25 protein-coding genes are annotated in these 22635 nt (G+C 65.1%); 12 read left to right on the top strand and 13 right to left on the bottom strand.

Going from position 1 to position 22635, the window contains the following annotated elements; all coding sequences use genetic code 11:
- The 3 genes from H162_RS0126065 to H162_RS0126075 all read right to left on the bottom strand — a co-directional run.
- Positions 1–528: NAD(P)(+) transhydrogenase (Re/Si-specific) subunit beta (locus tag H162_RS0126065; protein WP_020656424.1), on the bottom strand; the 528-nt coding region annotated here is incomplete at its 3' end.
- On the bottom strand, positions 525–881 hold the full coding sequence (locus tag H162_RS0126070) for an NAD(P) transhydrogenase subunit alpha part 2 (RefSeq protein WP_020656425.1): 357 nt from the start codon (positions 879–881) through the stop codon (positions 525–527). The genes H162_RS0126070 and H162_RS0126065, both read right to left, overlap by 4 nt.
- A gap of 25 nt (positions 882–906) precedes the next feature.
- Positions 907–2019, bottom strand: coding sequence for a Re/Si-specific NAD(P)(+) transhydrogenase subunit alpha (locus H162_RS0126075; protein ID WP_026355112.1), 1113 nt, complete (start codon positions 2017–2019; stop codon positions 907–909).
- Positions 2020–2267: 248 nt separating this feature from the next.
- Here H162_RS0126075 and H162_RS0126080 point away from each other — a divergent pair, with 248 nt between their 5' ends.
- A complete protein-coding gene (locus H162_RS0126080) occupies positions 2268–2771 on the top strand; it encodes an NUDIX hydrolase (RefSeq protein WP_020656427.1) in 504 nt (167 codons plus the stop codon).
- Positions 2768–3871: a tRNA 2-thiouridine(34) synthase MnmA gene (mnmA, locus tag H162_RS0126085; RefSeq protein WP_020656428.1), complete on the top strand. Its 1104-nt coding sequence runs from the start codon at positions 2768–2770 to the stop codon at positions 3869–3871. Before H162_RS0126080 ends, mnmA begins: the two co-directional genes overlap by 4 nt.
- 18 nt (positions 3872–3889) lie before the next feature.
- Here mnmA and H162_RS0126090 read toward each other — a convergent pair whose 3' ends face one another.
- From H162_RS0126090 to H162_RS0126100, 3 genes are read right to left on the bottom strand one after another with little or no spacing between them, the layout of a single operon-like run.
- Complete coding sequence (locus H162_RS0126090; protein ID WP_020656429.1) at positions 3890–4291, bottom strand: response regulator; 402 nt, start codon at positions 4289–4291, stop codon at positions 3890–3892.
- A 12-nt stretch (positions 4292–4303) separates the two neighbouring features.
- Complete coding sequence (locus H162_RS0126095; protein ID WP_020656430.1) at positions 4304–5080, bottom strand: 5'-3' exonuclease; 777 nt, start codon at positions 5078–5080, stop codon at positions 4304–4306.
- Between the two features lie 21 nt (positions 5081–5101).
- Positions 5102–5773 (bottom strand): glutathione S-transferase family protein, encoded by a 672-nt coding sequence (locus H162_RS0126100; RefSeq protein ID WP_020656431.1) that lies wholly within the window; start codon positions 5771–5773, stop codon positions 5102–5104.
- Positions 5774–5981: 208 nt separating this feature from the next.
- Here H162_RS0126100 and H162_RS0126105 point away from each other — a divergent pair, with 208 nt between their 5' ends.
- Positions 5982–6362, top strand: a complete 381-nt coding sequence (locus H162_RS0126105) for a COG4315 family predicted lipoprotein (protein ID WP_026355113.1) — start codon at positions 5982–5984, stop codon at positions 6360–6362.
- A gap of 59 nt (positions 6363–6421) precedes the next feature.
- On the opposite strand, the gene H162_RS0126110 is transcribed toward H162_RS0126105, so the two are convergent.
- Genes H162_RS0126110 through H162_RS0126120 form a run of 3 tightly spaced genes read right to left on the bottom strand, consistent with a single transcriptional unit; the run spans position 6422 to position 8847 of the window.
- Complete coding sequence (locus H162_RS0126110; protein WP_020656433.1) at positions 6422–6706, bottom strand: DUF6587 family protein; 285 nt, start codon at positions 6704–6706, stop codon at positions 6422–6424.
- Between the two features lie 2 nt (positions 6707–6708).
- Positions 6709–8586, bottom strand: a complete 1878-nt coding sequence (gene feoB / locus H162_RS0126115; protein ID WP_020656434.1) for a ferrous iron transporter B — start codon at positions 8584–8586, stop codon at positions 6709–6711.
- A 3-nt stretch (positions 8587–8589) separates the two neighbouring features.
- A complete protein-coding gene (locus H162_RS0126120; RefSeq protein WP_026355115.1) occupies positions 8590–8847 on the bottom strand; it encodes a FeoA family protein in 258 nt (85 codons plus the stop codon).
- Between the two features lie 226 nt (positions 8848–9073).
- On the opposite strand from H162_RS0126120, the gene H162_RS0126125 reads away from it, so the two are divergent.
- Positions 9074–9283, top strand: a complete 210-nt coding sequence (locus H162_RS0126125; protein WP_020656436.1) for a (2Fe-2S)-binding protein — start codon at positions 9074–9076, stop codon at positions 9281–9283.
- Between the two features lie 115 nt (positions 9284–9398).
- Positions 9399–9869 carry a bacterioferritin gene (gene bfr, locus H162_RS0126130; protein ID WP_020656437.1) on the top strand — a complete coding sequence of 157 codons (471 nt, stop codon included), beginning with the start codon at positions 9399–9401 and terminating at the stop codon, positions 9867–9869.
- Positions 9870–9919: 50 nt separating this feature from the next.
- On the opposite strand, the gene H162_RS0126135 is transcribed toward bfr, so the two are convergent.
- Entirely contained in the window at positions 9920–10849 is a 930-nt protein-coding gene (locus H162_RS0126135) for a PfkB family carbohydrate kinase (protein WP_020656438.1), read from the bottom strand.
- The gene (locus tag H162_RS0126140) at positions 10846–11466 is read right to left on the bottom strand and encodes a glutathione S-transferase (protein WP_020656439.1); all 621 of its coding nucleotides are present in this window, start codon (positions 11464–11466) and stop codon (positions 10846–10848) included. Before H162_RS0126140 ends, H162_RS0126135 begins: the two co-directional genes overlap by 4 nt.
- A 157-nt stretch (positions 11467–11623) precedes the next feature.
- On the opposite strand from H162_RS0126140, the gene purB reads away from it, so the two are divergent.
- Complete coding sequence (gene purB, locus H162_RS0126145) at positions 11624–13003, top strand: adenylosuccinate lyase (protein WP_020656440.1); 1380 nt, start codon at positions 11624–11626, stop codon at positions 13001–13003.
- Between the two features lie 61 nt (positions 13004–13064).
- On the opposite strand, the gene H162_RS0126150 is transcribed toward purB, so the two are convergent.
- The gene (locus H162_RS0126150) at positions 13065–15089 is read right to left on the bottom strand and encodes a TOL_0244 family TonB-dependent receptor (RefSeq protein ID WP_229452275.1); all 2025 of its coding nucleotides are present in this window, start codon (positions 15087–15089) and stop codon (positions 13065–13067) included.
- Positions 15090–15250: 161 nt separating this feature from the next.
- Between H162_RS0126150 and H162_RS0126155 the strand changes: the two genes are divergently transcribed.
- The 3 genes from H162_RS0126155 to H162_RS0126165 are packed head-to-tail and all read left to right on the top strand — an operon-like array spanning position 15251 to position 16941.
- Complete coding sequence (locus tag H162_RS0126155; protein WP_020656442.1) at positions 15251–15799, top strand: cytochrome b; 549 nt, start codon at positions 15251–15253, stop codon at positions 15797–15799.
- On the top strand, positions 15796–16347 hold the full coding sequence (locus H162_RS0126160; RefSeq protein WP_020656443.1) for a YceI family protein: 552 nt from the start codon (positions 15796–15798) through the stop codon (positions 16345–16347). The genes H162_RS0126155 and H162_RS0126160 overlap by 4 nt, the downstream gene beginning before the upstream one ends.
- 27 nt (positions 16348–16374) lie before the next feature.
- Positions 16375–16941, top strand: a complete 567-nt coding sequence (locus H162_RS0126165; protein ID WP_026355116.1) for a YceI family protein — start codon at positions 16375–16377, stop codon at positions 16939–16941.
- Between the two features lie 84 nt (positions 16942–17025).
- Here H162_RS0126165 and H162_RS0126170 read toward each other — a convergent pair whose 3' ends face one another.
- Entirely contained in the window at positions 17026–18348 is a 1323-nt protein-coding gene (locus H162_RS0126170; protein WP_020656445.1) for a hypothetical protein, read from the bottom strand.
- Positions 18349–18614: 266 nt separating this feature from the next.
- Between H162_RS0126170 and H162_RS0126175 the strand changes: the two genes are divergently transcribed.
- The 3 genes from H162_RS0126175 to H162_RS0126185 all read left to right on the top strand — a co-directional run bounded on the left by H162_RS0126175 (position 18615) and on the right by H162_RS0126185 (position 22524).
- On the top strand, positions 18615–18884 hold the full coding sequence (locus H162_RS0126175) for a GlsB/YeaQ/YmgE family stress response membrane protein (protein ID WP_020656446.1): 270 nt from the start codon (positions 18615–18617) through the stop codon (positions 18882–18884).
- Between the two features lie 145 nt (positions 18885–19029).
- Complete coding sequence (locus H162_RS0126180; protein WP_020656447.1) at positions 19030–20229, top strand: phospholipase D-like domain-containing protein; 1200 nt, start codon at positions 19030–19032, stop codon at positions 20227–20229.
- Positions 20230–20364: 135 nt separating this feature from the next.
- Positions 20365–22524 carry a S46 family peptidase gene (locus tag H162_RS0126185; RefSeq protein WP_020656448.1) on the top strand — a complete coding sequence of 720 codons (2160 nt, stop codon included), beginning with the start codon at positions 20365–20367 and terminating at the stop codon, positions 22522–22524.
- Positions 22525–22635: the final 111 nt, after the last annotated feature.

The following is a 22635-nucleotide window of genomic DNA, read 5'->3' on the forward strand; positions in this document are numbered from 1 at the left end:
CACCGGCGCGCCCTGGAACAGGCGGAACTTGTACTTGCCCGACAGCTTGCCGAAGGCGATCACGGAACCGGAGAAGGTCACCGCGCCGACAAAGGTGCCGATGAACAGCTCCAGCCGGTTCCCGAACGGCAGCGGGGTGTCGCGCGTGGCGATGTTGAAGGCCCAGGGTTCGGACACCGCGGCGATCGCAATGCACACCGCGGCCATGCCGATCAGCGAGTGCATCGCCGCCACCAGCTCCGGCATCTTGGTCATCTCGACCTTCTTCGCCGCATAGGCGCCGATCGCGCCGCCCACCACCACGCCCAGCAGCACCAGCGGGAAGCCCATCGCCCCGCCCTCGAGCTGCGCCTGCATCCTGACAATCAGCGCCACCGTGGTCAGGACGGCGATCGCCATGCCGGCCATGCCGAAGGTATTGCCCATGCGCGCATTGGCCGGCGAGGACAGGCCCTTGAGCGCCTGGATGAAGCACACCGATGCGATCAGGTACATCATGGTGACGACATTCATGCTGATGAAGTTCATGCCTGCTCTCCCTTCTGCGTGGTCGCCTGCAAGGCCTTCTGCGCGGCCGCATCGGCGGACCGCTTCGGTTCCTTCTTCTTGAACATCTCGAGCATGCGCTGGGTGACCAGGAAGCCGCCGAACACGTTCACCGCCGCCAGGGCGACCGCGATCGTGCCCATCAGCTGGCCGGTCAGGCCCTCGGTCAGGCCGGCCGCCAGCATCGCGCCGACGATGATGATGGCCGAAATGGCATTGGTCACCGCCATCAGCGGCGTGTGCAGCGCCGGCGTGACGGTCCAGACGACGTGGTAGCCGACATAGATGGCCAGCACGAAGATGATCAGGTTGATGATGGTGTGGCTGATTTCCATGCTTGTTCCTCGTTCGGTGGTTGCCCTACTTGCGCAGCAGTTCGCCGTTCGCGCACATCAGGGTGGCGCGCACGATCTCGTCCTCGCGGTCGATGAAGAATTTATCTTCCTTGTCCAGCACCAGCTTGAGGAAATCGAGCACGTTGCGCGCATACAGCGCGGAGGCGTCCGCCGCGACCATCGCCGCCAGGTTCGGCTCGCCGATGATGTACACGCCGTGCCTGATCACGGTCCGCCCCAGCTCCGTCAGCGGGCAGTTGCCGCCCTGCTCGACCGCCATGTCGACGATCACCGAGCCGGGTTTCATCGCCTTGACCGTGTCCTCGGAAATCAATACCGGCGCCTTGCGCCCCGGGATCAGGGCGGTGGTGATGATGATGTCGGCCAGCCTGGCGCGTTCGTGCACCAGTTCGGCCTGGCGCCGCATCCAGTCGGCCGGCATCGGGCGCGCATAGCCGCCAGCCCCCTGCGCGATCTCGCGCTCCTCGTCGGTCAGGTAGGGCACGTCGATGAACTTGGCGCCCAGCGATTCGACCTGCTCCTTCACCGGCGGCCGCACGTCGGACGCCTCGATCACCGCGCCCAGGCGCTTGGCGGTGGCGATCGCCTGCAGCCCCGCCACCCCCACGCCCATGATCAGCACGCGCGCGGCCTTGACGGTGCCGGCCGCGGTCATCAGCATCGGCATGAAGCGCTGGTAGGTGTTCGCCGCCAGCATCACCGCCTTGTAGCCGGCGATGTTGGCCTGCGACGACAGCACGTCGAGCGACTGCGCGCGCGTGATGCGCGGCGCGGCTTCCAGCGCGAACGCGGTCAGGCCGGCGCCGGCCAGCGCGGCCAGGTTCTCGCTGTCGAACGGATTGAGCATGCCGACCAGGACCGCGCCGCTGCGCATCAGGGCGCGCTCGCCCGCATCCGGACTGCGCACCTTGAGCACCATGTCGGCCTGGAGGGCGGTGGGGGCGTCGACAATGGTGGCGCCGGCGGCTTCATAGGCGCTGTCGGGCGCCGCGGCATGGAGGCCGGCGCCGGACTGCACCAGCACCTGGTGGCCTGAGGCCAGTTTCTTGACGGTTTCCGGAGTTGCTGCAACGCGGGTCTCGCCCGGCCGTGTTTCGGCCGGTATGCCTATCCTCATGTATCCCTCCAAGCAATGGAATGAACTTGCATCAATCTAACACGTAATGACGCCTATTGATCAAATATAAATGTTCTTTGATTAACTTAGAATTGTGGTGAGAAAGCTGCATGCAAACCAGCCACATTGCTGTAGTTTTTGCGTCAGATCCAACCAAATTAACGACAAGCAAGGGTGGCGAAGCAACCTCGGCTGAGCAGACCGGGGCCTGCTCAAGGTAGAATACCGGCTCATTTTCAAGGACAGGCATGACCGATATCTTCAAACCATCAGTTACCGTGGCAGCGATCATCGAGCACGAAGGCCGTTTCCTGCTGATCGAGGAAGAGACGAGCGAAGGCGTGAAGCTGAACCAGCCTGCCGGCCACCTGGATCCGCACGAGTCCCTGGAGCAGGCGGTGGTGCGCGAGGCGCTGGAAGAGACCGCGCACGAGTTCATCCCGCGCGCGCTGGTCGGCATGTACATGTCGCGTTATCACTCGAAGTCGCGCGGCACCGACGTCACCTACCTGCGCTTCACCTTCTGCGGGGAAGTCGGCCGCAAGTTCGACCAGCCGCTCGACCACGGCATCCTGCGCACCTTGTGGATGACCCGCGACGAGATCGCCGCCAGCGCCGAGCGCCACCGCAGCCCGATCGTGCTGCAGTGCGTCGACGACTACCTGGCCGGCCTGCGCACCCCGCTGGCCCTGCTGCACACCCATTCCTCGGTGTTCGAGAATGGGCTTTCACTGAAGACGGACGTAACATGAGCAAGAAAAAAGTCGTGATCGGGATGTCGGGCGGAGTCGACTCCTCGGTCGCGGCATGGATGCTGAAGGAACAGGGCTACGACGTGGTCGGCCTGTTCATGAAAAACTGGGAAGACGACGACGATTCCGAATACTGCTCGACGCGCCAGGACTGGATCGACGCGGCCAGCGTGGCCGACGTGGTCGGCGTGGACATCGAGGCGGTCAACTTCGCGGCCGAATACAAGGACCGCGTGTTCGCCGAATTCCTGCGCGAGTACCAGGCCGGCCGCACGCCCAATCCGGACGTGCTGTGCAACGCCGAGATCAAGTTCAAGGCCTTCCTCGACCATGCGATGAAGCTGGGCGCCGACCTGATCGCGACCGGCCACTACGCGCGCGTGCGCGACAACAAGGGCAGCTTCGAGCTGCTCAAGGCGCTGGATGCGACCAAGGACCAGAGCTACTTCCTGCACCGCCTGAGCCAGGCGCAGCTGTCGAAATCGCTGTTCCCGCTGGGCGAGATCGCGAAGACCGAAGTGCGCAAGATCGCCGAGAAGCTCAAGCTGCCGAACGCGGCGAAGAAGGACTCGACCGGCATCTGCTTCATCGGCGAGCGCCCGTTCCGCGACTTCCTGAACCGCTACCTGTCGTACAAGCCGGGCCCGATCCGGCTCGACGACGGGACCGTGGTCGGCGAACACGTCGGCCTGTCGTTCTACACGCTGGGCCAGCGCAAGGGCATCGGCATCGGCGGCCTGAAGTCGCGCAAGAACCCGGACGGCACCAGCGAGCCGTGGTTCGTGGCGCGCAAGGACATCGACGCCAACACCCTGTACATCGTGCAGGGCCACGACCATCCGTGGCTGCTCTCGAACCGCCTGGAAGCCGGCCAGGCCAGCTGGATCGCCGGCACGCCGCCGGAACCGCGCCAGCTGTCGGCCAAGACGCGCTACCGCCAGGCCGACGTCGCCTGCGCCGTGCTGCCGGATGGCGGCGAGCGTTTCGCGCTCGACTTCACCGATCCGCAATGGGCGGTCACGCCGGGCCAGTCGGCCGTGCTGTACGACGGCGACGTCTGCCTGGGCGGCGGCATCATCGACGCCCGCTCGGGCGTCTAGCGCCGGCCCGTCCAGGCGCTAGCCGGCGCTGCCCGCCGCGGCGCCCTGCTGCTTCTTGACGATCGCGATCACGGTGTTGCGGATCGTCTTGAGGACGGTGTCGGCCTTGAACGGCTTGACGATGAAGCCGTGCACGCCGCGCGCCAGCGCTCCCTGGACCGCGGCCGCGTCGAGCGTGCCCGACACCATGAAGACCAGGGTCTTGGGAAGTTCGGCGCGCAGCTGCTCGACGACGTCGTTGCCGTCCTCGACCTGTTCGCGCGCGATGCAGATGAGGTGCGGGTGGTGCTTCGCCGCCAGCCCGTAGCCCAGCGAGCTGGTATGCGCCTGGCCGACGACGTCGTAGCCGCCGCCCTGCAGCACGGTGTTGAGCAGTCCGCGCGACACCGCGCTCGAATCCACGATCAATGCCTTGAGCATCGTCTCTTCCCTTCAATACGATTCGTAGGCCAGCATGTTCCAGGTGACGCCCAGCCGCACGTCGGTCTTGAGCTCCACCAGCTGGCGCGACACCTGGAGTATCTCACGCTCGGCGCGCAGCCTCTCCCCCAGCGGGGTCTTGAGGATGCCGGCGCCGGCCACCACCGCGTCCAGGCTGCCGTAGGCATTCAGCAGGCGCGCGGCGGTCTTCATGCCGATCTTCGACACGCCCGGCACGCCGTCGGTGGGGTCGCCCATCAGCGCCAGCAGGTCGTGCAGCCGCTCGGGCGCCACGCCGAAGCGCTTGCGCACCCACGCGTCGTCGTGCCACTCGCCCTTGAAGTGGTCCCACACCAGCGCGCCGTGCGCGATCAGGGAGTGCAGGTCCTTGTCGGTGGTGGCCACGATCGCCTCGCCCCGTCCCTCGCCCAGCCAGCGCATCACGCCGGTGGCGATCACGTCGTCGGCCTCGACGCCGGGCACGCTCAAGACATGCAGGCCGGCGGCGCGCAGGCGCTCGTGGAATTCGGGCAGCGCATTGCGCAAATCGGGCGGCATCGCCGCCCGGCCCTCGCGGTAGCGCGGATACAGCGCGTGGCGCCAGGTCTCGCCGCCGTAGTCGAAGGCGGCCAGCACGTGGGTCGGCGCATGCGCCTCGAGCAGGTTGCGGAACGACGAGAAGGCGTGGCGCAGCGCGATGCTGGCCTTCAGGTCGGAGTCAGGTTCGGGGCTGGCCTCGTAGACGCGGCGGACGATATTCAGGCCATCGATGGCCAGCAGCTTGCTCATGATGTGTTTCGCCTGCTGCGCTTATTTCGCCAGTTCGTACTTTCCGCCGCGCTCAAGCGCCCGCTGGTAGGCCGGGCGCGCATGGATGCGCTCCAGGAAGGCCGCCAGGCGCGGGTAGTTCGCATGCAATCCGCCGCGCGCGGCCGCCGCTTCCAGCGGGAAGCTGAGCTGGATGTCGGCGGCGCTGAAGGCCTCGCCCGCGAACCATTCGGACTTGCCCAGCTCCCCTTCCAGGTAACCCAGGTGCAGCGCGATCTGGGGCAGCACGAAGCTGTTCTTGACCTTCTGCGCGATGGCGCGCGCCACCGGGCGCACGAAGAAGGGCATCGGGCCGTGCTCGACGCGGTCGAAGACCAGCTTGAGCAGCAGCGGCGGCATGGCCGAGCCTTCGGCATAGTGCAGGAAATGGGTGTAGCGCAGCCTCTGTGGCGTTCCGGGCGCGGGCGCCAGCCGGCCGTCGCCGTAGCGGCCGACCAGGTACTCGACGATGGCGCCGGATTCGGCCACCACGGTGTCGCCGTCGCTGATCACGGGCGACTTGCCGAGCGGATGGACGGCCTTCAGCTCGGGCGGCGCCAGCATCGTCTTCGGGTCGCGCTGGTAGCGCTTGATCTCGTAGTCCAGCCCCAGCTCCTCGAGCAGCCACAGGATGCGCTGCGAGCGCGAATTGTTCAGGTGATGGACGACGATCATGGAATGGGCATGGGATGTGGAAACGTTTGCCAGCATAGCACTGTTGCGTGCGCGCCAGAAGCGTTGCCGTCGTGGCGAGGCGCCCGCTCCAGGCCATCGACGCGGCGTGACATTACTACAACAAAGCACCCTGTCTGTACAACACATCGATGAGTGCGGCATGCGGCGCGCTAGAATGCCTGCTAGCCCACACCCCAAGGAGACTTCGATGAAACCGATGCGTTGCAGTATCGTTCTTGTTTCCCTCTTGCTGGCAGGCCAGGCCCTCGCGGCCGACGCCACGCCTTTGCGTGCCGCGAAAGGCGTGCTGGTCGACGCCGCCGGCAAGACCGTGTACACCTATGACAAGGACGAGTCTGGCAGCGGGAAGAGCAGCTGCGTCGCCATGTGCGCCAAAAACTGGCCGCCGGTCAGCGCCGAGGGTGCGACCCCGGCGGCGCCCTACTCTGCCATCACGCGCGACGACGGCAGCAAGCAGCTCGCGCACGATGGCAAGCCTTTATACACGTTCATCAAGGACAAGAAGGAAGGCGACCGCACCGGCGATGGCGTGGGCGGTGTGTGGCATGTCGTCAACGAAAAGAAATAAACGCCAGGCGACACGATTCCAGCCTGGTCAGCGACGCTGACAAGAAGCGGGCGCCCGCCCTAGCGGCGCTCGTGCAGCTTGATGACCCGGTGCTTGCCGGGCGCGGAAGGGCCGGGAGTTTGCGCCCCGGCCGGAGCGTCTTCGTCCGTCTCGCAGGTATTGCAGCTGTTGCAGCCGCTGCCGCAGCTGCCCGAGGTGTCGAGCCAGCGCACCATTGTCGAGTCGGCGCCGGCGCGCTTCGACAGGCGATGCACGAGGCGGCGGCGCCAGGCGGCCGGAAGGTACTTGGCGCCGACGTACAGCACGGCGACCAGCACGATGATCCCGACAGCCAGTTCCTGCATGCTCAGCCTCCGAGCGCGAGCGCCACGCGGTAGGTGATGAACGAGGCCACGTAGGCCAGCGCGAACATGTAGCCCGCCATGATCCAGGCGTAGCGCGCGCTGCCGGTCTCGCGGCGCACCGTCGCCAGGGTCGCGATGCACTGCGGCGCGTACACGTACCAGGCCAGCAGCGACAGGCCGGTGGCCAGCGACCAGGCCTGGCCGATCATCGGCGCCAGCGTATCGGCCACTTCGTCGCCGCCCGACAGCGCGTAGACGGTGCCGAGCGCGCCGACCGCGACTTCGCGCGCCGCCATGCCCGGGATCAGGGCGATGCAGATTTCCCAGCCGAAGCCGATCGGGGCGAACACGACCGACAGCGCGCGGCCCAGCATGCCCGCCACGCTGTAGTAGATCGGCGGATGGGCGGCGTTCTCGGGAGCGCCCGGGAAGCTCGACAGGAACCAGAGCAGCACCATCAGGGTCAGGATCAGGGTGCCGACCCGCATCAGGAAGATCTTGGCGCGTTCCCACAGGCCCAGCGCCAGGGTGCCCGGGTGCGGCCAGTGGTAGGCCGGCAGCTCCATCATGAGCGCCTGCTGCTTGTAGCCGCTGCGGCGCTTGAGGAACCAGGCCACGCCCATCGCACTGACGATGCCGGTGAAGTACAGCACGAACAGCACCAGGCCCTGCAGGTTGAGGATGCCGGCCACTTCGCGTGCGGGGATGAAGGCGGCGATGATCAGGGCGTACACCGGCAGGCGCGCCGAGCAGGTCATCAGGGGCGCGATCATGATGGTGGCCAGGCGGTCGCGCGGGTTCTGGATGGTGCGCGCGGCCATCACGCCCGGAATGGCGCAGGCGAACGAGGACAGCAGCGGGATGAAGGCGCGGCCGGACAGGCCGACGCTGCCCATCACGCGGTCGAGCAGGAAGGCGGCGCGCGGCAGGTAGCCGCAGTCTTCCAGGATCAGGATGAAGAAGAACAGGATCAGGATCTGCGGCAGGAACACCAGCACGCTGCCGACGCCGGCGATGATGCCGTCCACGATCAGGCTGCGCAGCGGGCCGTCGGCCATCCAGCTGCCGACCTGCTCGCCGATGGCGCCCACGCCCCCGTCGATCATGTCCATCGGCGCGGCGGCCCAGCTGAACACGGCCTGGAACACGAGGAACATCAGGACCGCCAGGATCACCGGCCCGAACACCGGGTGCAGCACCACGTGGTCGATCTGTTCGCTCAGGTTGCCCTTGTCGTGGGCTTCCGACACGGCGACGCCGAGGATGCGGCGCACTTCGCGCTGGGTATCCTCGACCGAGACCTCGTCGATCGCCGACAGCGGCCGCGGCGTGACCGGCGTGTCGAAGCGCATGCGCTCGAGCCCGGCCAGCAGGGCCTGCTCGCCGCCGGCCTGGACCGCGATGGTCTCGATCACCGGCATGTCCAGCTCACGCGAGAGCGCGGCGGTGTCGATCTCGATGCCGCGCTTCCTGGCGACGTCGACCATGTTCAGCGCCAGCACCATCGGCAGGCCGAGGCGGCGCAGTTCCAGCACCAGGCGCAGGTTCAGGCGCAAATTTGTCGCGTTGACGACACAGACGATCGCATCCGGCGCCTGTTCGCCGGCGCGCAGGCCGCCGACCACGTCGCGCGTGATCGATTCGTCCGGGGTCTGGGCATTCAGGCTGTAGGCGCCCGGCAGGTCGAGCACGCGGAATGCGCGCCCCTGCGGCGACGTGAAACTGCCTTCCTTGCGTTCGATCGTCACGCCCGCATAGTTCGCGACTTTCTGGCGCGAGCCGGTCAGGCGATTGAACAGTGCGGTCTTGCCGCAGTTGGGATTGCCGAGCAATGCGATCAGGGGCGTGCGCGACGCCACCTGTTGTTCCATGACACCCATCGTTTATTCCGGCTGGATCGATACGAGCGCCGCTTCGAAGCGGCGCAGCGCGAAGGTCGACTGGCCGACCTTGACCGCCAGCGGGCCGCCCATGCCGCGCTTGAGCACGCGGATGCGCTCGCCCGGCACGAAGCCGAGCTCCATCAGGCGGCGCTGGACGTCGGTTCCATCCTGCTGCGCGCCCGGCGCCAGGTGGACCACGGTGGCACTCTGGCCCGGTTGCAGGGCGTCGAGGGTAGTGAGGGAAGGAACTAGGGTCATGGTCGCGTCCGGGATGATGTAGCGCTGATGAGACAGATACTAGCATCATAAACCTAAATGCGAATTATTTCTATTTGCAGTCTTATATTTGCAATCCGATATTGCTCAAAAGAAATGCAACAACAACTAAAAATTTCGCTTGCATTCACGGTTGGGTTTACAGAAAATGGCAACACAAATGAGAATGATTCGCATTTTGTAGATTAACTGGCAAGGAAATATTTCGATGATCGTCTGTGTGTGCAACAACATTTCTGACCGAGAAATCCGCCAGGCGGCCGACCTCGGAATTTCCTCCATTGCCGAGCTGCGCCAGGAACTGGGTGTAGGTACGATGTGCGGCAAATGCGTCAGCTACGCACGCGAAGTCCTGCACGAACATATCGAGAGCAAGACCACGGTCACCGAATTGCGCCGCGTCGGCCAACTGGCCTGAGTCTCCTCCTCGGCCCCGTTTTCACGGGGCTTTTTTTCTGCCAAACGCGGCGGATTGGCCCGTCACGCCCGGTGATTTGTTATGATGGTGACTACTTCACCAATAAAGGCATCCCATGAAGGGCGATCCCAACATCATCCGGCTGCTGAACGCACAGCTGACCAACGAACTCACCGCCATCAACCAGTACTTCCTGCATGCGCGCATGTACCGTCACTGGGGTTTCGAGCGCCTGGGCAAGAAGGAATACGACGAGTCGATCGGCGAGATGAAGCATGCCGACAAGCTGATCGACCGCATCCTGATGCTCGACGGCCTGCCGAACCTGCAGGCGCTGCACAAGCTGCTGATCGGTGAATCGACCCAGGAAATGCTCGAATGCGACCTGAAGCTCGAGCGCGCCGCCCAGGTGACGGTCAAGGAAGGCATCGCCGCCGCGGAAGTCGCCGCCGATTATGTGACGCGCGATCTGTTCCTCGAGATCCTGGAAGATACCGAAGAACACATCGAGTGGCTGGAGACGCAGCTGGACCTGATCGTCAAGGTCGGCATCCAGAATTACCTGCAGAGCCAGATGGGAGAGTAAGCATTCGCTTGCTTGCTGCCGCGGGCCGCGTGAGCGGTCCGCGGCGGAGCTTACCGCCAGCGCCCCATCCACTGGTCATAGAAGCCCAGGTCCCGCGGCACCGCTCCCGGAATCGCACAGATCGCCCCCGCGAATTCGTTCGCCCGCCCCAAGGCCAGTTCGAGCGGCCATCCCCGCACTTTCCCGAGCAGGAAAATCGCCGAAAACGCATCCCCCGCCCCCACCGTGTCGATCACGAACGGCGGCGCCGGATTGTCGCGGTGCATCAGGACCTGCCCGTCGCTGCCGAAGTACACCGACCCGCGGTGCCCCAGGGTGACGACCAGCGCATCGAGCGAGAACATCTGCAACAAGGCCTGGCACGAGGTGCGCACCTCGTCGGCGCCCAGCGGCGGATCCTCGGGACGGATCTGGAAATACCACTGGAACAGCACCTGCAGCTCTTCCTCGTTCACCTTGACCATATTGGCCGCCTGCAGCGAACGGGTCACGCAGCGCTCGTCCACCTGGCCGTCGCGCAGGTTCAGGTCGAGGAAACGCAGCGCGCGGCTGGCCCTGAGCAGGGCCGTGAGGGTGGCGCGCGAGGTCTCGTTGCGCTGCGCCAGGGTGCCGAAAACCACGATGCCGGGTTCGACCGCCTCGACGCTGGCCAGCGCCTGGGCGCGGTCGATGAAGTCATAGGCCTGGTTCGGCAGGATCGTGAAGCGGTGGCCCTTCGGTCCGCGCTCGACCAGCACCCGGCCGGTCTCCTCGATGGCGTCGACCTGCAGGCCGGCCTCGCTCATCGCGAAACGCTCGAACTCGGCGCGCACGAGCTGGCCCGCGCGGTCGTTGCCGATGCGCGTGACCATCAGTTGCGGCGCCATGAAGGCGGCCAGGTGGCGCGCGACGTTGAAGGGCGCGCCCCCGACCACCTGCTCGGTGCTGAAGTCGTCGACCAGCGCTTCGCCGTAGACGACCGTGGCGGCCAGCCCGCTCACGCGAGGGAAGGAACGGTGTCCCTGAACGACGCGCGCTCGGACAGTTTGTCGAACAGGCGCGCCAGGTTCGGATAGTCGCCGCGCCAGTCGATCTCGGGGAAGCGGAAGGCCAGCCAGCCCAGCGCGCAGCCGACCGCGACGTCGGCCAGCGTGTACTGGTGTCCCTTACCCATGCAGAATGGACCGTCGCCCAGGTCTTCGGACATCACGCGCAGGCCGGCGTGCACCTTGCTCCACTGGCGCGCTATCCATTCCGGGCTTTGCTGCTCGCTTGGGCGCAGCGTCTTTTCCAGGCGCACCAGGATGGCGGCGTCGAGCACGCCGTCGGCCAGCGCTTCCCATGTCTTGACCTCGGCACGGTCGCGCCCGTTCGGCGGCAGCAGCTTGCATACCGGCGTCAAGGTGTCGATGTATTCGGCAATCACGCGCGAGTCGTACAGCGTGCTGCCATCCTCCATGACCAGGCATGGCACCTTGCCCAGCGGGTTGGTCTGCTGGATGATGGTCTCGGGCGCCCAGACGTTTTCCTGGACAAATTCGAAGTCGAGTTTTTTCTCAGCCATCACGACGCGGACCTTGCGGACATAGGGACTGGTGACAGATCCGATGAGTTTCATGGTTGCTCAAAGTTAAGGAGTTGATAACAGTATAGCATCGGCTTTTGCCGAAAAGTCTGTCCTTGGTGGCTGTGCAACAGTGTTGCCACAGCGCCGCACGCAAGGTCCGTGACAGCCTGGGATGGTAAAATCCGCGTTTTTGCACGGACCGCCTGCCATGACCTCTACCGCACTCTCCCCTACCCTGTCGGCCCTGTCCCCACTGGACGGGCGCTATGCCGCGAAGACCGACAAGCTGCGCCCGATCCTGTCGGAAGCAGGCTTCATGCACCACCGCGTGAAGGTCGAAATCGCCTGGCTGCAAGCCCTGTCGCAGGCCGGCTTTGCCGAGATCAAGCCTTTCTCCGCGGAAGCGAATGCTCACCTCGACAAGATGGCGGCGGAATTCGGCGAAGCTGACGCGGCCCGCATCAAGGAGATCGAGGCAGTCACCAACCACGACGTCAAGGCGGTCGAGTACTGGCTCAAGGAACAGGTCAAGGACGTGCCGGAACTGGTCGCGGCCAGCGAATTCATCCACTTCGGCTGCACCTCGGAAGACATCAACAACACCTCGCACGGCATGATGCTCAAGGCCGCCCGCGACGGCGTGCTGCTGCCTGCGCTGCAAGCCATTATCGCCAAACTGACCGAGATCGCCCACACGAATGCGGCGCTGCCGATGCTGTCGCGCACCCACGGCCAGACCGCCAGCCCGACCACCCTGGGCAAGGAATTCGCCAACGTCGTCGCGCGCCTGCAGCGCGCCGTCAAGCGCATCGCCGAGGTCGAGATCCTGGGCAAGATGAATGGCGCGGTCGGCAACTACAACGCCCACCTGTCGGCCTACCCGGGCTTCGACTGGCCGGCGTTCTCGAAGGACGTCATCGAGCAGCGCCTCGGCCTGACCTTCAACCCGTACACCATCCAGATCGAGCCGCACGACTACATGGCCGAGATGTTCGACGCCATCTCGCGCACCAACACCATCCTGCTCGACCTGAACCGCGACATCTGGACCTATGTATCGCTCGGCTACTTCAAGCAGAAGCTGCGCGCCGGCGAGATCGGTTCGTCGACCATGCCGCACAAGGTCAATCCGATCGACTTCGAGAACTCGGAAGGCAACCTGGGCCTGGCCAATGCGATGCTGCGCCACATGGCCGACAAGCTGCCGGTCTCGCGCATGCAGCGCGACCTGACCGACTCGACCGTGCTGCGCAACATCGGCGTCGGCTTCGGCTACGCCCTGCTGGCCTATGACAGCTGCCTGCGCGGCCTGAACAAGCTGGAAGTCAATGCCCAGCGCCTCGAACAGGACCTGGACGCGAACTGGGAAGTGCTGGCCGAGCCGGTCCAGACCGTGATGCGCCGCTATGGCATCGAGAATCCCTACGAGCAGCTCAAGGAACTGACCCGCGGCAAGGGCATCACCAGGGAAGCGCTGCAGGAATTCATCGGCAAGCTGGCGATCCCGCAGGACGCCAAGGACCTGCTGCTGCAAATGACCCCGTCGAACTACACGGGCCTGGCGGCCCAGCTGGCAGCGGCGATCTAAGCTGCGGGGCGCTACGGCGTCCTGCCCGCCGGCGGCCGCTGCGCCGCCGGCGTCTTACCTCTCAATATTCCCACACCGCTTTCACCGCAAGCCGGCGCTCGAGTTCCGCGCGGAAGGCGGCCGGGCCGTATTCGGCGTGCGAGCCGTTCAGGTTCTGCCCCACCACCGACAGCTCCAGGTTCGGACGGATGCGCCAGCCGAAGCGCGCATCGAGCGCCGTGTAGGCCGGCACTTCCGGCGCCGACAGGGCGCCGACCTTGCGCACCGTGAACTCGAGCTCGCGCCCCCCGTCGAAGGCATGGCTGGAACGCAGCTGGAAAGTATGGCGTGGATCCTTGCCGACGTTCAGCGGGCTCTGGGCGTCGTTGCTGCCCGGCTTCAGGTGCAGTTCCTGGTGCAGCGCCGTCCATCCGGCCGACAGGCGCCAGCCCTGCGCCGCCTGCCAGCTGCCCCAGGCCTCGATGCCGGTCGAATGCCCTTCCATCAGGCTGCCGAAGGTCAGGAAGCTGCGCGTCGGATCGATCTCCTGTGTGCGCAAATGGTCGTAGTCGTGGTGGAACAGGGTCACCGAATACGACAGGCTGCTGGCCGGCTGCCCGCGATAGCCCAGCTCATAGACCCTGGCCACCTCGGCGCGCACCGCCGCGCCGCCGCGCAGCAGGAAGGGCGGGCGCCCGGGCGCGAAGACATCGACGTCCAGGCGCGACGGCGCGCGCACCGTGCGCGAGGCGGCCGCCCAGAACGCATGGCGCGGCGACAGGCGCCACGACAGCCGCATGCTGGGCAAGAATTCGACACCCGTGTAGTCGTTGTATTCGGCGCGCCCGCCCAGGGTCAGGCGCCAGTCGTCGCGCAGCGCGATGTCATCCTGGAGGAAGACGCTGGCCCACTGCTGGCTGGTGTGCGCCGGCAGGAAGGCGATGATCTCGCCGTTTTCCACGCGGTCGCGGCCGCGCCGGTAGTTGGCGCCCCAGACCAGCTGGTGCGCGCCGCGTTGCGGCAGCGTGTGCTGGAACTGCAGGTCGGCCAGGGTCAGGCGCTCTTCGAACACGGGCGGCACCTCGCGCAGGGTATGGTCGAGATAGCCCTGGACCAGCAGCGCGCCGCCATCGCCCAGCGCATGCTCCCAGCGCGCGCTCAGGTTCACCCCGTCGGAACGCACCTGGCCCAGCACCGGATCGAAGCCGCTGATCGAGATCTCGCCCGGCTCGGGCTGGCCGAGCCGGCCCCGGTAGACATTGCCGATCACGCTGACCCGGTCCCGGCCCTGCTCCCAGTCGGCGCGGAAGCCGGCCTGGCTGCGCCGGACCGCGTCCTCGACCGGAGCGCCGCTGCCAAGTTCGCTGCGGCTGCGGTCGGCGATCTTGCCATAGGCGCGCCAGGCCCATGGGCCGGCCTGGCCGCCCTGCCTGAACGCGACATCGCCGCCGTTGCTGGCGCCGCGCAAGGCCAGCAGGCCGCCTTGCGTATCGCGCGCCGCCCGCGTCGTGATGTTGATGACGCCGTTGACGGCGTTCGCTCCCCACATCACGCCGCCCGGACCGCTGATCACTTCGATGCGCTCGACGTCTTCCATCAGCACGTCCTGGGCATCCCAGAACACGCCCGAGAACAGCGGCGTGTAGACCGAACGCCCGTCGATCATGACCAGCAGCTTGTTGGACACGCTGTTGCTGCTGCCGTTCAGGCCGCGCGCGCTGATCGTGTAGCCATAGTTGTGCACCTGGGCCACGTGCAGGTTGGGCGCCAGCCGCAGCGCCTCGGGCAGGGTGGCCGCGCCCGAGCGCCGGATGTCGTCGCGCGTGATGACGAACACGGCGGCGGCGGCATCCTGCAGGCGTTCCGGACGCTTGGACACCGACATCACCTGGATGTTCGCCAATTCCTCGATGGAGAGATCGGCAAGGTCGCCCGGCACGCCCTGCAGCCGCTCGTCGGCCGAGGCCGGGGTAGCGAGGAACAGGCACAGCCAGGCGGCAAGCCAAGGGGTGCGCGGCATGCCGCGGCAGCCGGCGCTGCGGCATGCCGCCTGACTCGTCATGGTGCTGCCGTTCGAAAACAAATGGTGGCTCCAGTAATCATTCATACATTGTCGCGTTAGCGGATTTTACATTCGACCTGCCGCGGTTGTGCATGTTTTGCAATCCCGTGCTAGTGTTCAGGCAGAAAAAATCGCCCCGCCAGCACCCCGAACGCTTTTTTGCTATAGTTTAGTCCTACCTCGAACAAGTTTCCCCCAAGAACTATATGCGACGCTATACGACCACTGCGATCCTGCTGCACTGGCTGATCGCCCTTTTGATCATCGGCACTTTTACCCTGGGTCTGGTGATGACCGACATACCCGGTCTGACGCCGACCAAGCTGCGCTATTACTCCTGGCATAAATGGGCCGGTGTGACCGTGCTGGGCCTGGCCGCGCTGCGCCTGCTGTGGCGCCTGGCCAACCACCCGCCCGCCTATGCCGACGAGATGCCGGCCTGGCAGCGCGGCGCCGCGCATGGCCTGCATGGCCTGCTCTACGTCCTGATGTTCGCCGTCCCGCTGTCCGGCTATTTCTACAGCCTGGCGTCCGGCGTACCGGTCATGTATTTCGGCGTGCTCGACCTGCCGGTGCTGATCGCGCCCGATCCCGCCCTGAAAGCCATCCTCAAGGATGTGCATTACTGGCTCAACATGCTGCTGGCTACCCTCGTCGGGGTGCACGTGGCCGCCGCGCTGAAGCACCTGATCGTCGACCGCGACGGCGTGATGCAGCGCATGCTTCCCATTTCCACTTCCCAGGAGAAACCATGAAACCGATCAAGGGCCTGCTGCTGGCCACCCTGTTCGCCAGCGCCATCGCCGGCGCCGCCCCGCTCAAGACCGACGCCGCGAAGAGCAGCGTCGCGGCCGTGTTCAAGCAGATGAACGTGCCGGTCGAAGCCAGGTTCAAGAATTTCACGGCGCAGATCGACTATGATGCAGCCCAGCCTGCCGCATCGAAGGCGAATGTCGAGATCGCGACGGCCAGCCTGGACATCGGCGACCCCGACATGAACCAGGAAGTGGCCAAGAAGGAATGGTTCAATTCGGCGCAATTCCCGAAAGCCAGCTTCGTGTCGACCTCGATCGCCCCGGCCGGCGCGGGCAAGCTCAATGTCGCGGGCAAGCTGACCCTCAAGGGCAAGAGCGCGAACGTGAGTTTCCCGCTGACGGTCAAGACGGAAGGCGGCAAGCAAGTTTTTGAGGGACAATTACCAATCAAGCGACTGGCCTTCAATATCGGCGAAGGCGAGTGGAAGGACACGAGCATGGTCGCCGATGAGGTTGTCATCAAGTTCCGCGTCACCGCGGCTCCGTAATCACGTCAACAAGGGATAGAGTTACCGATGAAAATCAAGCACATGATCGCGGCCCTGGCCGCCCTCGGCGCCAGCGCCGCTTTCGCGGCCGATACCTATGTCATCGATCCGAACCACACCTACCCGAGCTTCGAAGCGGACCACATGGGCATCTCGGTCTGGCGCGGCAAGTTCAACAAGAGCAGCGGCACCGTGACCCTGGACCGTGCGGCCAGGACCGGCACGCTCGACATCACGGTCGACATCACCAGCATCGATTTCGGCCACGACAAGATGAACGACCACGCCCGGAAGGAAGACATCTTCGACGCGGCCCAGTATCCGACCGCCGTCTTCAAGTCGACGGCGATCAACTTCACCGGCGACGTGCCGACCTCGGCCGACGGCGTACTGACCCTGCGCGGCGTGACCAGGCCGCTGACCCTGAGCATCAACAGGTTCAAGTGCATCGATCACCCGTCGCTCAAGCGCGAAGTGTGCGGCGCCGACGTGAGCGCCCAGTTCAAGCGCAGCGACTACGGCGTCAATTTCGGCCTGCCGCGTTTCTCGCCGGAAGTGAAGCTGGCGATCCAGGTCGAAGCGATCAAGCAGTAAGCATCGCTTCACCCCAAACAAAAAGCCTCGCCGCCCTAGGGCAGCGAGGCTTTTTTACTTCAGGATGATGAATGCCGGGATGGCTTAGCGGCCGTCGCGATCGAAGTCGCCCGGGATGGCGCGTTCGACCTTGTGCCATGCCGCGCGCGAAGCCGACTTGGCCTGTTCCCAGCTCAGGCGCGAATTGCCCTTGCTGCGCTCCCATTCGCTCGACAGGGTGCTTTCGTTGGCGTCATAGTCGCCAGGATACTTGCCATAGCTGTTGTAGCCCAGCGCATAGGCCGGCTCGTAGTCGTCATAGGTATAGCCCGGCGTGTAGTACGGCTGGGTCTGGTACGAATTGCGCCAGTAGGTGTTTTCCGCCTCCGGGTTGACCATGTGGCCCACGCCCTTGCCGGCCATGCCGCCCGCCAGTCCGCCGATCACGGCGCCCGCTGCCGCACCGACCGGACCGGCCGCCGCGCCGACGGTCGCGCCCAGTGCCGCGCCGCCGCCGCCGCCGATGCCTTGCGCCAGGTTATGGTCGTGCAGTTCGTCGCCCGCTTTCGGGTTGACGACTTCGCCCGCGCCCTTGCCGGCTGCGCCGCCTGCCAGGCCACCGACGATGGCGCCGGCAGCCATGCCGATCGGACCGGCCGCGGTGCCGGCCGCCGCGCCGAGCGCCGCCCCGGTGCCGGCGCCCGTGCCCTTGGCCAGGTAGTGCTCGGACAGGTCGTCACCGGCTTTCGGGTTGACCACTTCGGCCGCGCCCTTGCCGGCCATGCCGCCGGCGATGCCGCCGATGGCCGCACCAGCCGCCATGCCGACCGGACCGGCCGCCGCGCCGATGCCGGCGCCCAGGGCCGCACCGCCGGCAGCGCCGAGGCCGGTGCCGATCACGTGGGTGCCGCCGTGTTCGGTCCACGAGCGTTCGATGTCGGCCGCATCCTCGTCCGAACGGGCATTCACGCCCATCAGGATGCCGCCGCCCTTGATGCCTTCCTCATAGTGCTTGGCGCGCTCTTCCGGAATACCCGCGCCGATCAGTGCACCGATCAGGCCGCCGGTGATGCCGCCTGCGCCGGCGCCGGCCAGGGCTGCCGCCAGCGGACCGGCGACAACGATGCCGAAGCCCGGCAGCACCAGGGTGGTGCCGACCGCGGCGATACCGGCCAGCACGGCGCCGATGGTGCCGCCGATGCCGGCGCCGATGCCGGCGCCCTCGGCGGCCTTGCTGCCCAGTTCAGTGTCGGTGTCGCCGAAGTGGGTAGTACGGGTGCTGTCCGACATCATCAGGTTGACGTCATCCTTGCTGTAGCCGCGATCCGCGATCGAGCCGTATGCGCGCTCGGCGCTGGCGCGATCCGGAAACAGACCGGTGACCATACGGGACTTCGAGTTCTGCTTGTCGGTGTCATAGCTGCTCATAACGAATCCTTTCGTGGGGTTCAAATGCTGAAGCGTTACCTGGGGTGTTACCAGTTATGAAACCTTATTCCTACCTCCAAGTCCTCTTCTGTTCGCTGACGCACCCTCCCCCACGATTTCGGAACAACGCTGAACAGTCGCGCAAATTCGGCATCTAACGTTCGTTGCCGCACCGACCTGATGGGAAGGGGTCACTAGACTTTTTTCCATGGCCACGGCAATTCATTGGCCTGGGGTATGTTTTTCCACTTCGAGGAGGACTCAACATGTTATTCATCATCTGGATCGTTGTCGGTGGTATCTTGGGCTGGCTCGCCAGCATGGTCATGAAGACTGACGCTGAGCAAGGCATGATTCTCAATGTCGTGGTCGGTATTGTTGGCGCCTTCCTGGGCGGCTGGCTGCTTTCGCCTCTGTTCGGCTCGGGCACCATCAACTCTGACGACTTCAGTGTCTCGTCGCTCCTGGTTTCCTTCCTGGGCGCCGTCATCCTGCTGGCCATCGTCAACCTGCTGCGCCGTGGCCGTGTACGCTAACAAGAGTGAGTAATCCCTTATAAAACCAACGCTGCGTGCGTTGGTTTTTTTGTCCCTGCGATTTGCCATGAGTGCCAAAATGTTCTGGACAGTATTGATCACGTGCACTATCACCCTGATCCTTGGCTTTCTCGCCCTAAATTTCATGCCGAGCGAAAAGCAGATCGAGCGGCAGCTGACACGGCAATACGACACCCACGACCCGCAGTTCCGCCGCTCGCTCGGCGTGCTGCTCGGTCCTCCCATCCTCGAAGGCAACAAGGTCGAGGCGCTGGTCAATGGCGACCAGATCTTTCCCGCGATGCTGGCGGCGATCCGCGGCGCGGAAAAGTCGATCACCTTCGAAACCTATATCTACTGGTCGGAATCGATCGGCCGCGAATTTTCCGACGCGCTGGCCGAGCGTGCGCGCGCCGGCGTCAAGGTCCACGTGATGCTCGACTTCATGGGCAGCATCAAGATGGAAGACGCCCTCATCGACGAGATGAAGAAGGCCGGCGTCCGCCTGCAGCGCTACCACAAGCCGGTCTGGTGGAAGCTGGCGCGCCTGAACAACCGCACCCACCGCAAGCTGCTCGTCATCGACGGCAAGATCGGCTTCACCGGCGGCGTCGGCATCGCCGACCAGTGGCGCGGTACTGCCCAGGACAAGGATCACTGGCGCGACAGCCATTACCGCGTCGAAGGCCCGGTGGTCGGCCAGATCCAGGCCGTGTTCAACGACAACTGGACCAAGGCCACCGGCGCGGTGCTCGACGGTCCCGATTACTTTCCTGAGCTCAAACCGGAAGGCACGATCCCGGCCCAGATGTTCTCCAGTTCGCCTACCGGCGGCAGCGAGAGCATGCACCTGATGTACCTGATGTCGATCACGGCCGCGCGCAGGACGATCGACCTGTCCGCCGCCTACTTCGTGCCCGACGACCTGACGATCCGCACCATGATCGCGGCGGCGAAGCGCGGGGTGCGGGTGCGCCTGATTACACCGGGCAAGATCATCGATTCCGACCTGGTCAAGGCCGCGTCGCGCGAGCGCTGGCCCGAACTGCTCGCCGCCGGCGTCCAGATCGCGGAGTATGGCCCGACCATGTACCACGTGAAGGCGCTGATCGTCGATTCGCTCCTGGTGTCGGTCGGCTCGACCAACTTCGACAACCGCTCGTTCAGCATCAACGACGAAGCCAACCTGAACGTGCTCGACGAAGGCTTCGCGCGCCAGCAGATCGAGATCTTCGAGGCCGACTGGGCGCGCGCGACGCCGGTGACGGCCGCCCAGTTCGCCGAGCGCCCCTGGTGGCAGCGCGTCAGCACCTGGACCGTCTCGCTGGTCGGCAAGCAGCTGTAAACACAGGCGTTTCCACTAGAAAGTTTCGTTTGCGCGATTGAAATATCGGTTGACGATCCCTTGCGGGATTACGGATACTCACGGGTGCTCCGAGGAGCCGAACAGTGTTCCCTTCCCCACCCTAGACTGACGCGCATGAAAAAGACCCTTCTCTCGCTCGCCATCCTGAGCAGCTTCGCCGCACACGCGGACGAAGGCATGTGGATGCCGCAGCAGCTGCCACAAGTAGCCAAGCAACTGAAAGCCGCCGGCCTCAAGCTCGATCCGGCAACCCTGACCAAACTGACCGAATTCCCGATGGGCGCGGTGGTGAGCCTGGGCGGCTGCTCGGCCTCGTTCGTCTCGCCGCAGGGCCTGGTCGTCTCCAACCACCACTGCGTCTACAACAGCGTGGCGGTCAACTCGACCCCGGAGCGCGACCTGCTGACCAATGGCTTCCTGGCCAAGACCATGGGTGAGGAGCTGCCGGCCGCGCCGGGCAGCCGCATCTACGTGACCGAGGCAGTGGAGAACGTCAGCGACCGCATCATCACTCCTGAAGTCGCCAAGCTGAACGGCAAGGCGCGCATCGACGCCATCGAAAAGAACCAGAAGACCCTGGTGGCCGAGTGCGAGAAGGACGCCGGCTACCGCTGCACCGTGGCCAGCTACTACGGCGGCCTGGAGTTCTACCGCCTGAAGCAGCTCGAGATCCGCGACGTGCGCCTGGTGCACGCGCCGCCTTCGGGCGTGGGCAAGTTCGGCGGCGACACCGACAACTGGATGTGGCCGCGCCACACCGGCGACTACGGTTTCTACCGCGCCTACGTGAGCAAGGATGGCAAGTCCGCCGAGTTCTCGAAGGACAACGTGCCCTACCAGCCGAAGCACCACCTGAAGATCGCCAAGGAAGGCTCGAAGGAAGGCGATTTCATCATGGTCCTGGGCTACCCGGGCCGCACCAACCGCCACCGCCTGCCGTCGGAAGTGGCCTTCACCTTCGACTGGAACTACCCGGCCTTCGTGCAGGCCTCGGGCGAGACCCTGGCGATCATCGAACGCGAGACCAAGAACGATCCGGCCGCCAAGCTCAAGTACGCGGGCCAGATTGCCAGCGTCAACAACTACTACAAGAACCGCAAGGGCATGCTGACCTCGTACGAGAACAGCGATTTCCTGCAGCGTAAGACCGCCGAGCACAATGCGCTGAAAGCATGGGTCAACGCGAACCCGGCCCGCAAGGCCCAGTACGCCGCCGACATCGATGCGGCCGAGAAGCTGATCGCCGAACGCGACGCCGGCACGAAGAAGAACTTCTTCTCGACCTATTCCCAGCCGCGCTTCCTGAGCTCGGCGCGTACCCTGTACCGCCTGGCCAACGAGCGCACCAAGCCGGACACCGAGCGCAAGACGGGCTACCAGGAACGCGACCTGCCGCGCCTGACCTCGGTCATCACCGGCCAGGACCGCACCTACGACGAAAAGGTCGACAAGGCGCTGGTGCTGAACTTCCTGACCAAGTACAACGCGCAGCCGGCCAGCGAGCATGACTCCGCCTTCGATGCCGCCCTCGGCATCAAGCCGGGCATGGGCGAAGCCGAGCTGAAGGCCGCGCTGGACCGCATCTACGCCGGTTCCAAGCTGGCCAACAAGGAAGAGCGCAGCGCCTGGCTGAAGAAGTCGCCGCAGGAATTCCAGGCCTCGACCGACAGCTTCATCAAGGCCGCCGTCGCCATGTACGACGCCGACCTGAAGGGTGAAGCCAAGGAAGAGGAACTGGCAGGCAAGATCCAGCAGGCCTACGGCAACTACATGAAGGCCAAGATCGCCTACATGAACAGCAAGGGCCAGGCCGTATATCCGGACGCCAACGGCACCCTGCGCGTCACCTTCGGCAAGATCGCCGGCCGCGACCACGGCGCCGACGGCACCGAAGGCTGGACCGCGTTCACCACCGTGAAGGGCGTCGTCGCCAAGCACACCGGCGAAGGCGAGTTCAACGCACCTGCAGCCCAGCTGGCCGCGATCAAGGCCAAGGACTTCGGCAAGTATGTCGATCCGAAGCTGAAGAGCGTGCCGGTCAACTACCTGGCGACCCTGGACATCACCGGCGGCAACTCGGGTTCGGCGGCGCTGAACGCCAAGGGCGAGCTGATCGGCCTGGCCTTCGACGGCACCCTGGATTCGATCATCTCGGACTGGGACTTCAACAAGGCCAACACCCGCGACATCCAGGTCGACGTGCGCTACATGCTGTGGAACATGCAGCACGTGGACAAGGCTGACAACCTGCTGAAGGAAATGAACGCGCTGTAATCCAGGCGCTTCGAGCCGCATCCGCAAGCCGCGCTACCGCAAGGTGCGCGGCTTTTTTCTTCACGGATGATCAGGGTCAGGTCTGTCATTCGGACAGGGACGCACAATCCT

Origin of the sequence: Massilia niastensis DSM 21313, assembly GCF_000382345.1 — a bacterium.
In the GTDB taxonomy this organism is placed as follows: Bacteria; Pseudomonadota; Gammaproteobacteria; order Burkholderiales; family Burkholderiaceae_D; genus Telluria; species Telluria niastensis.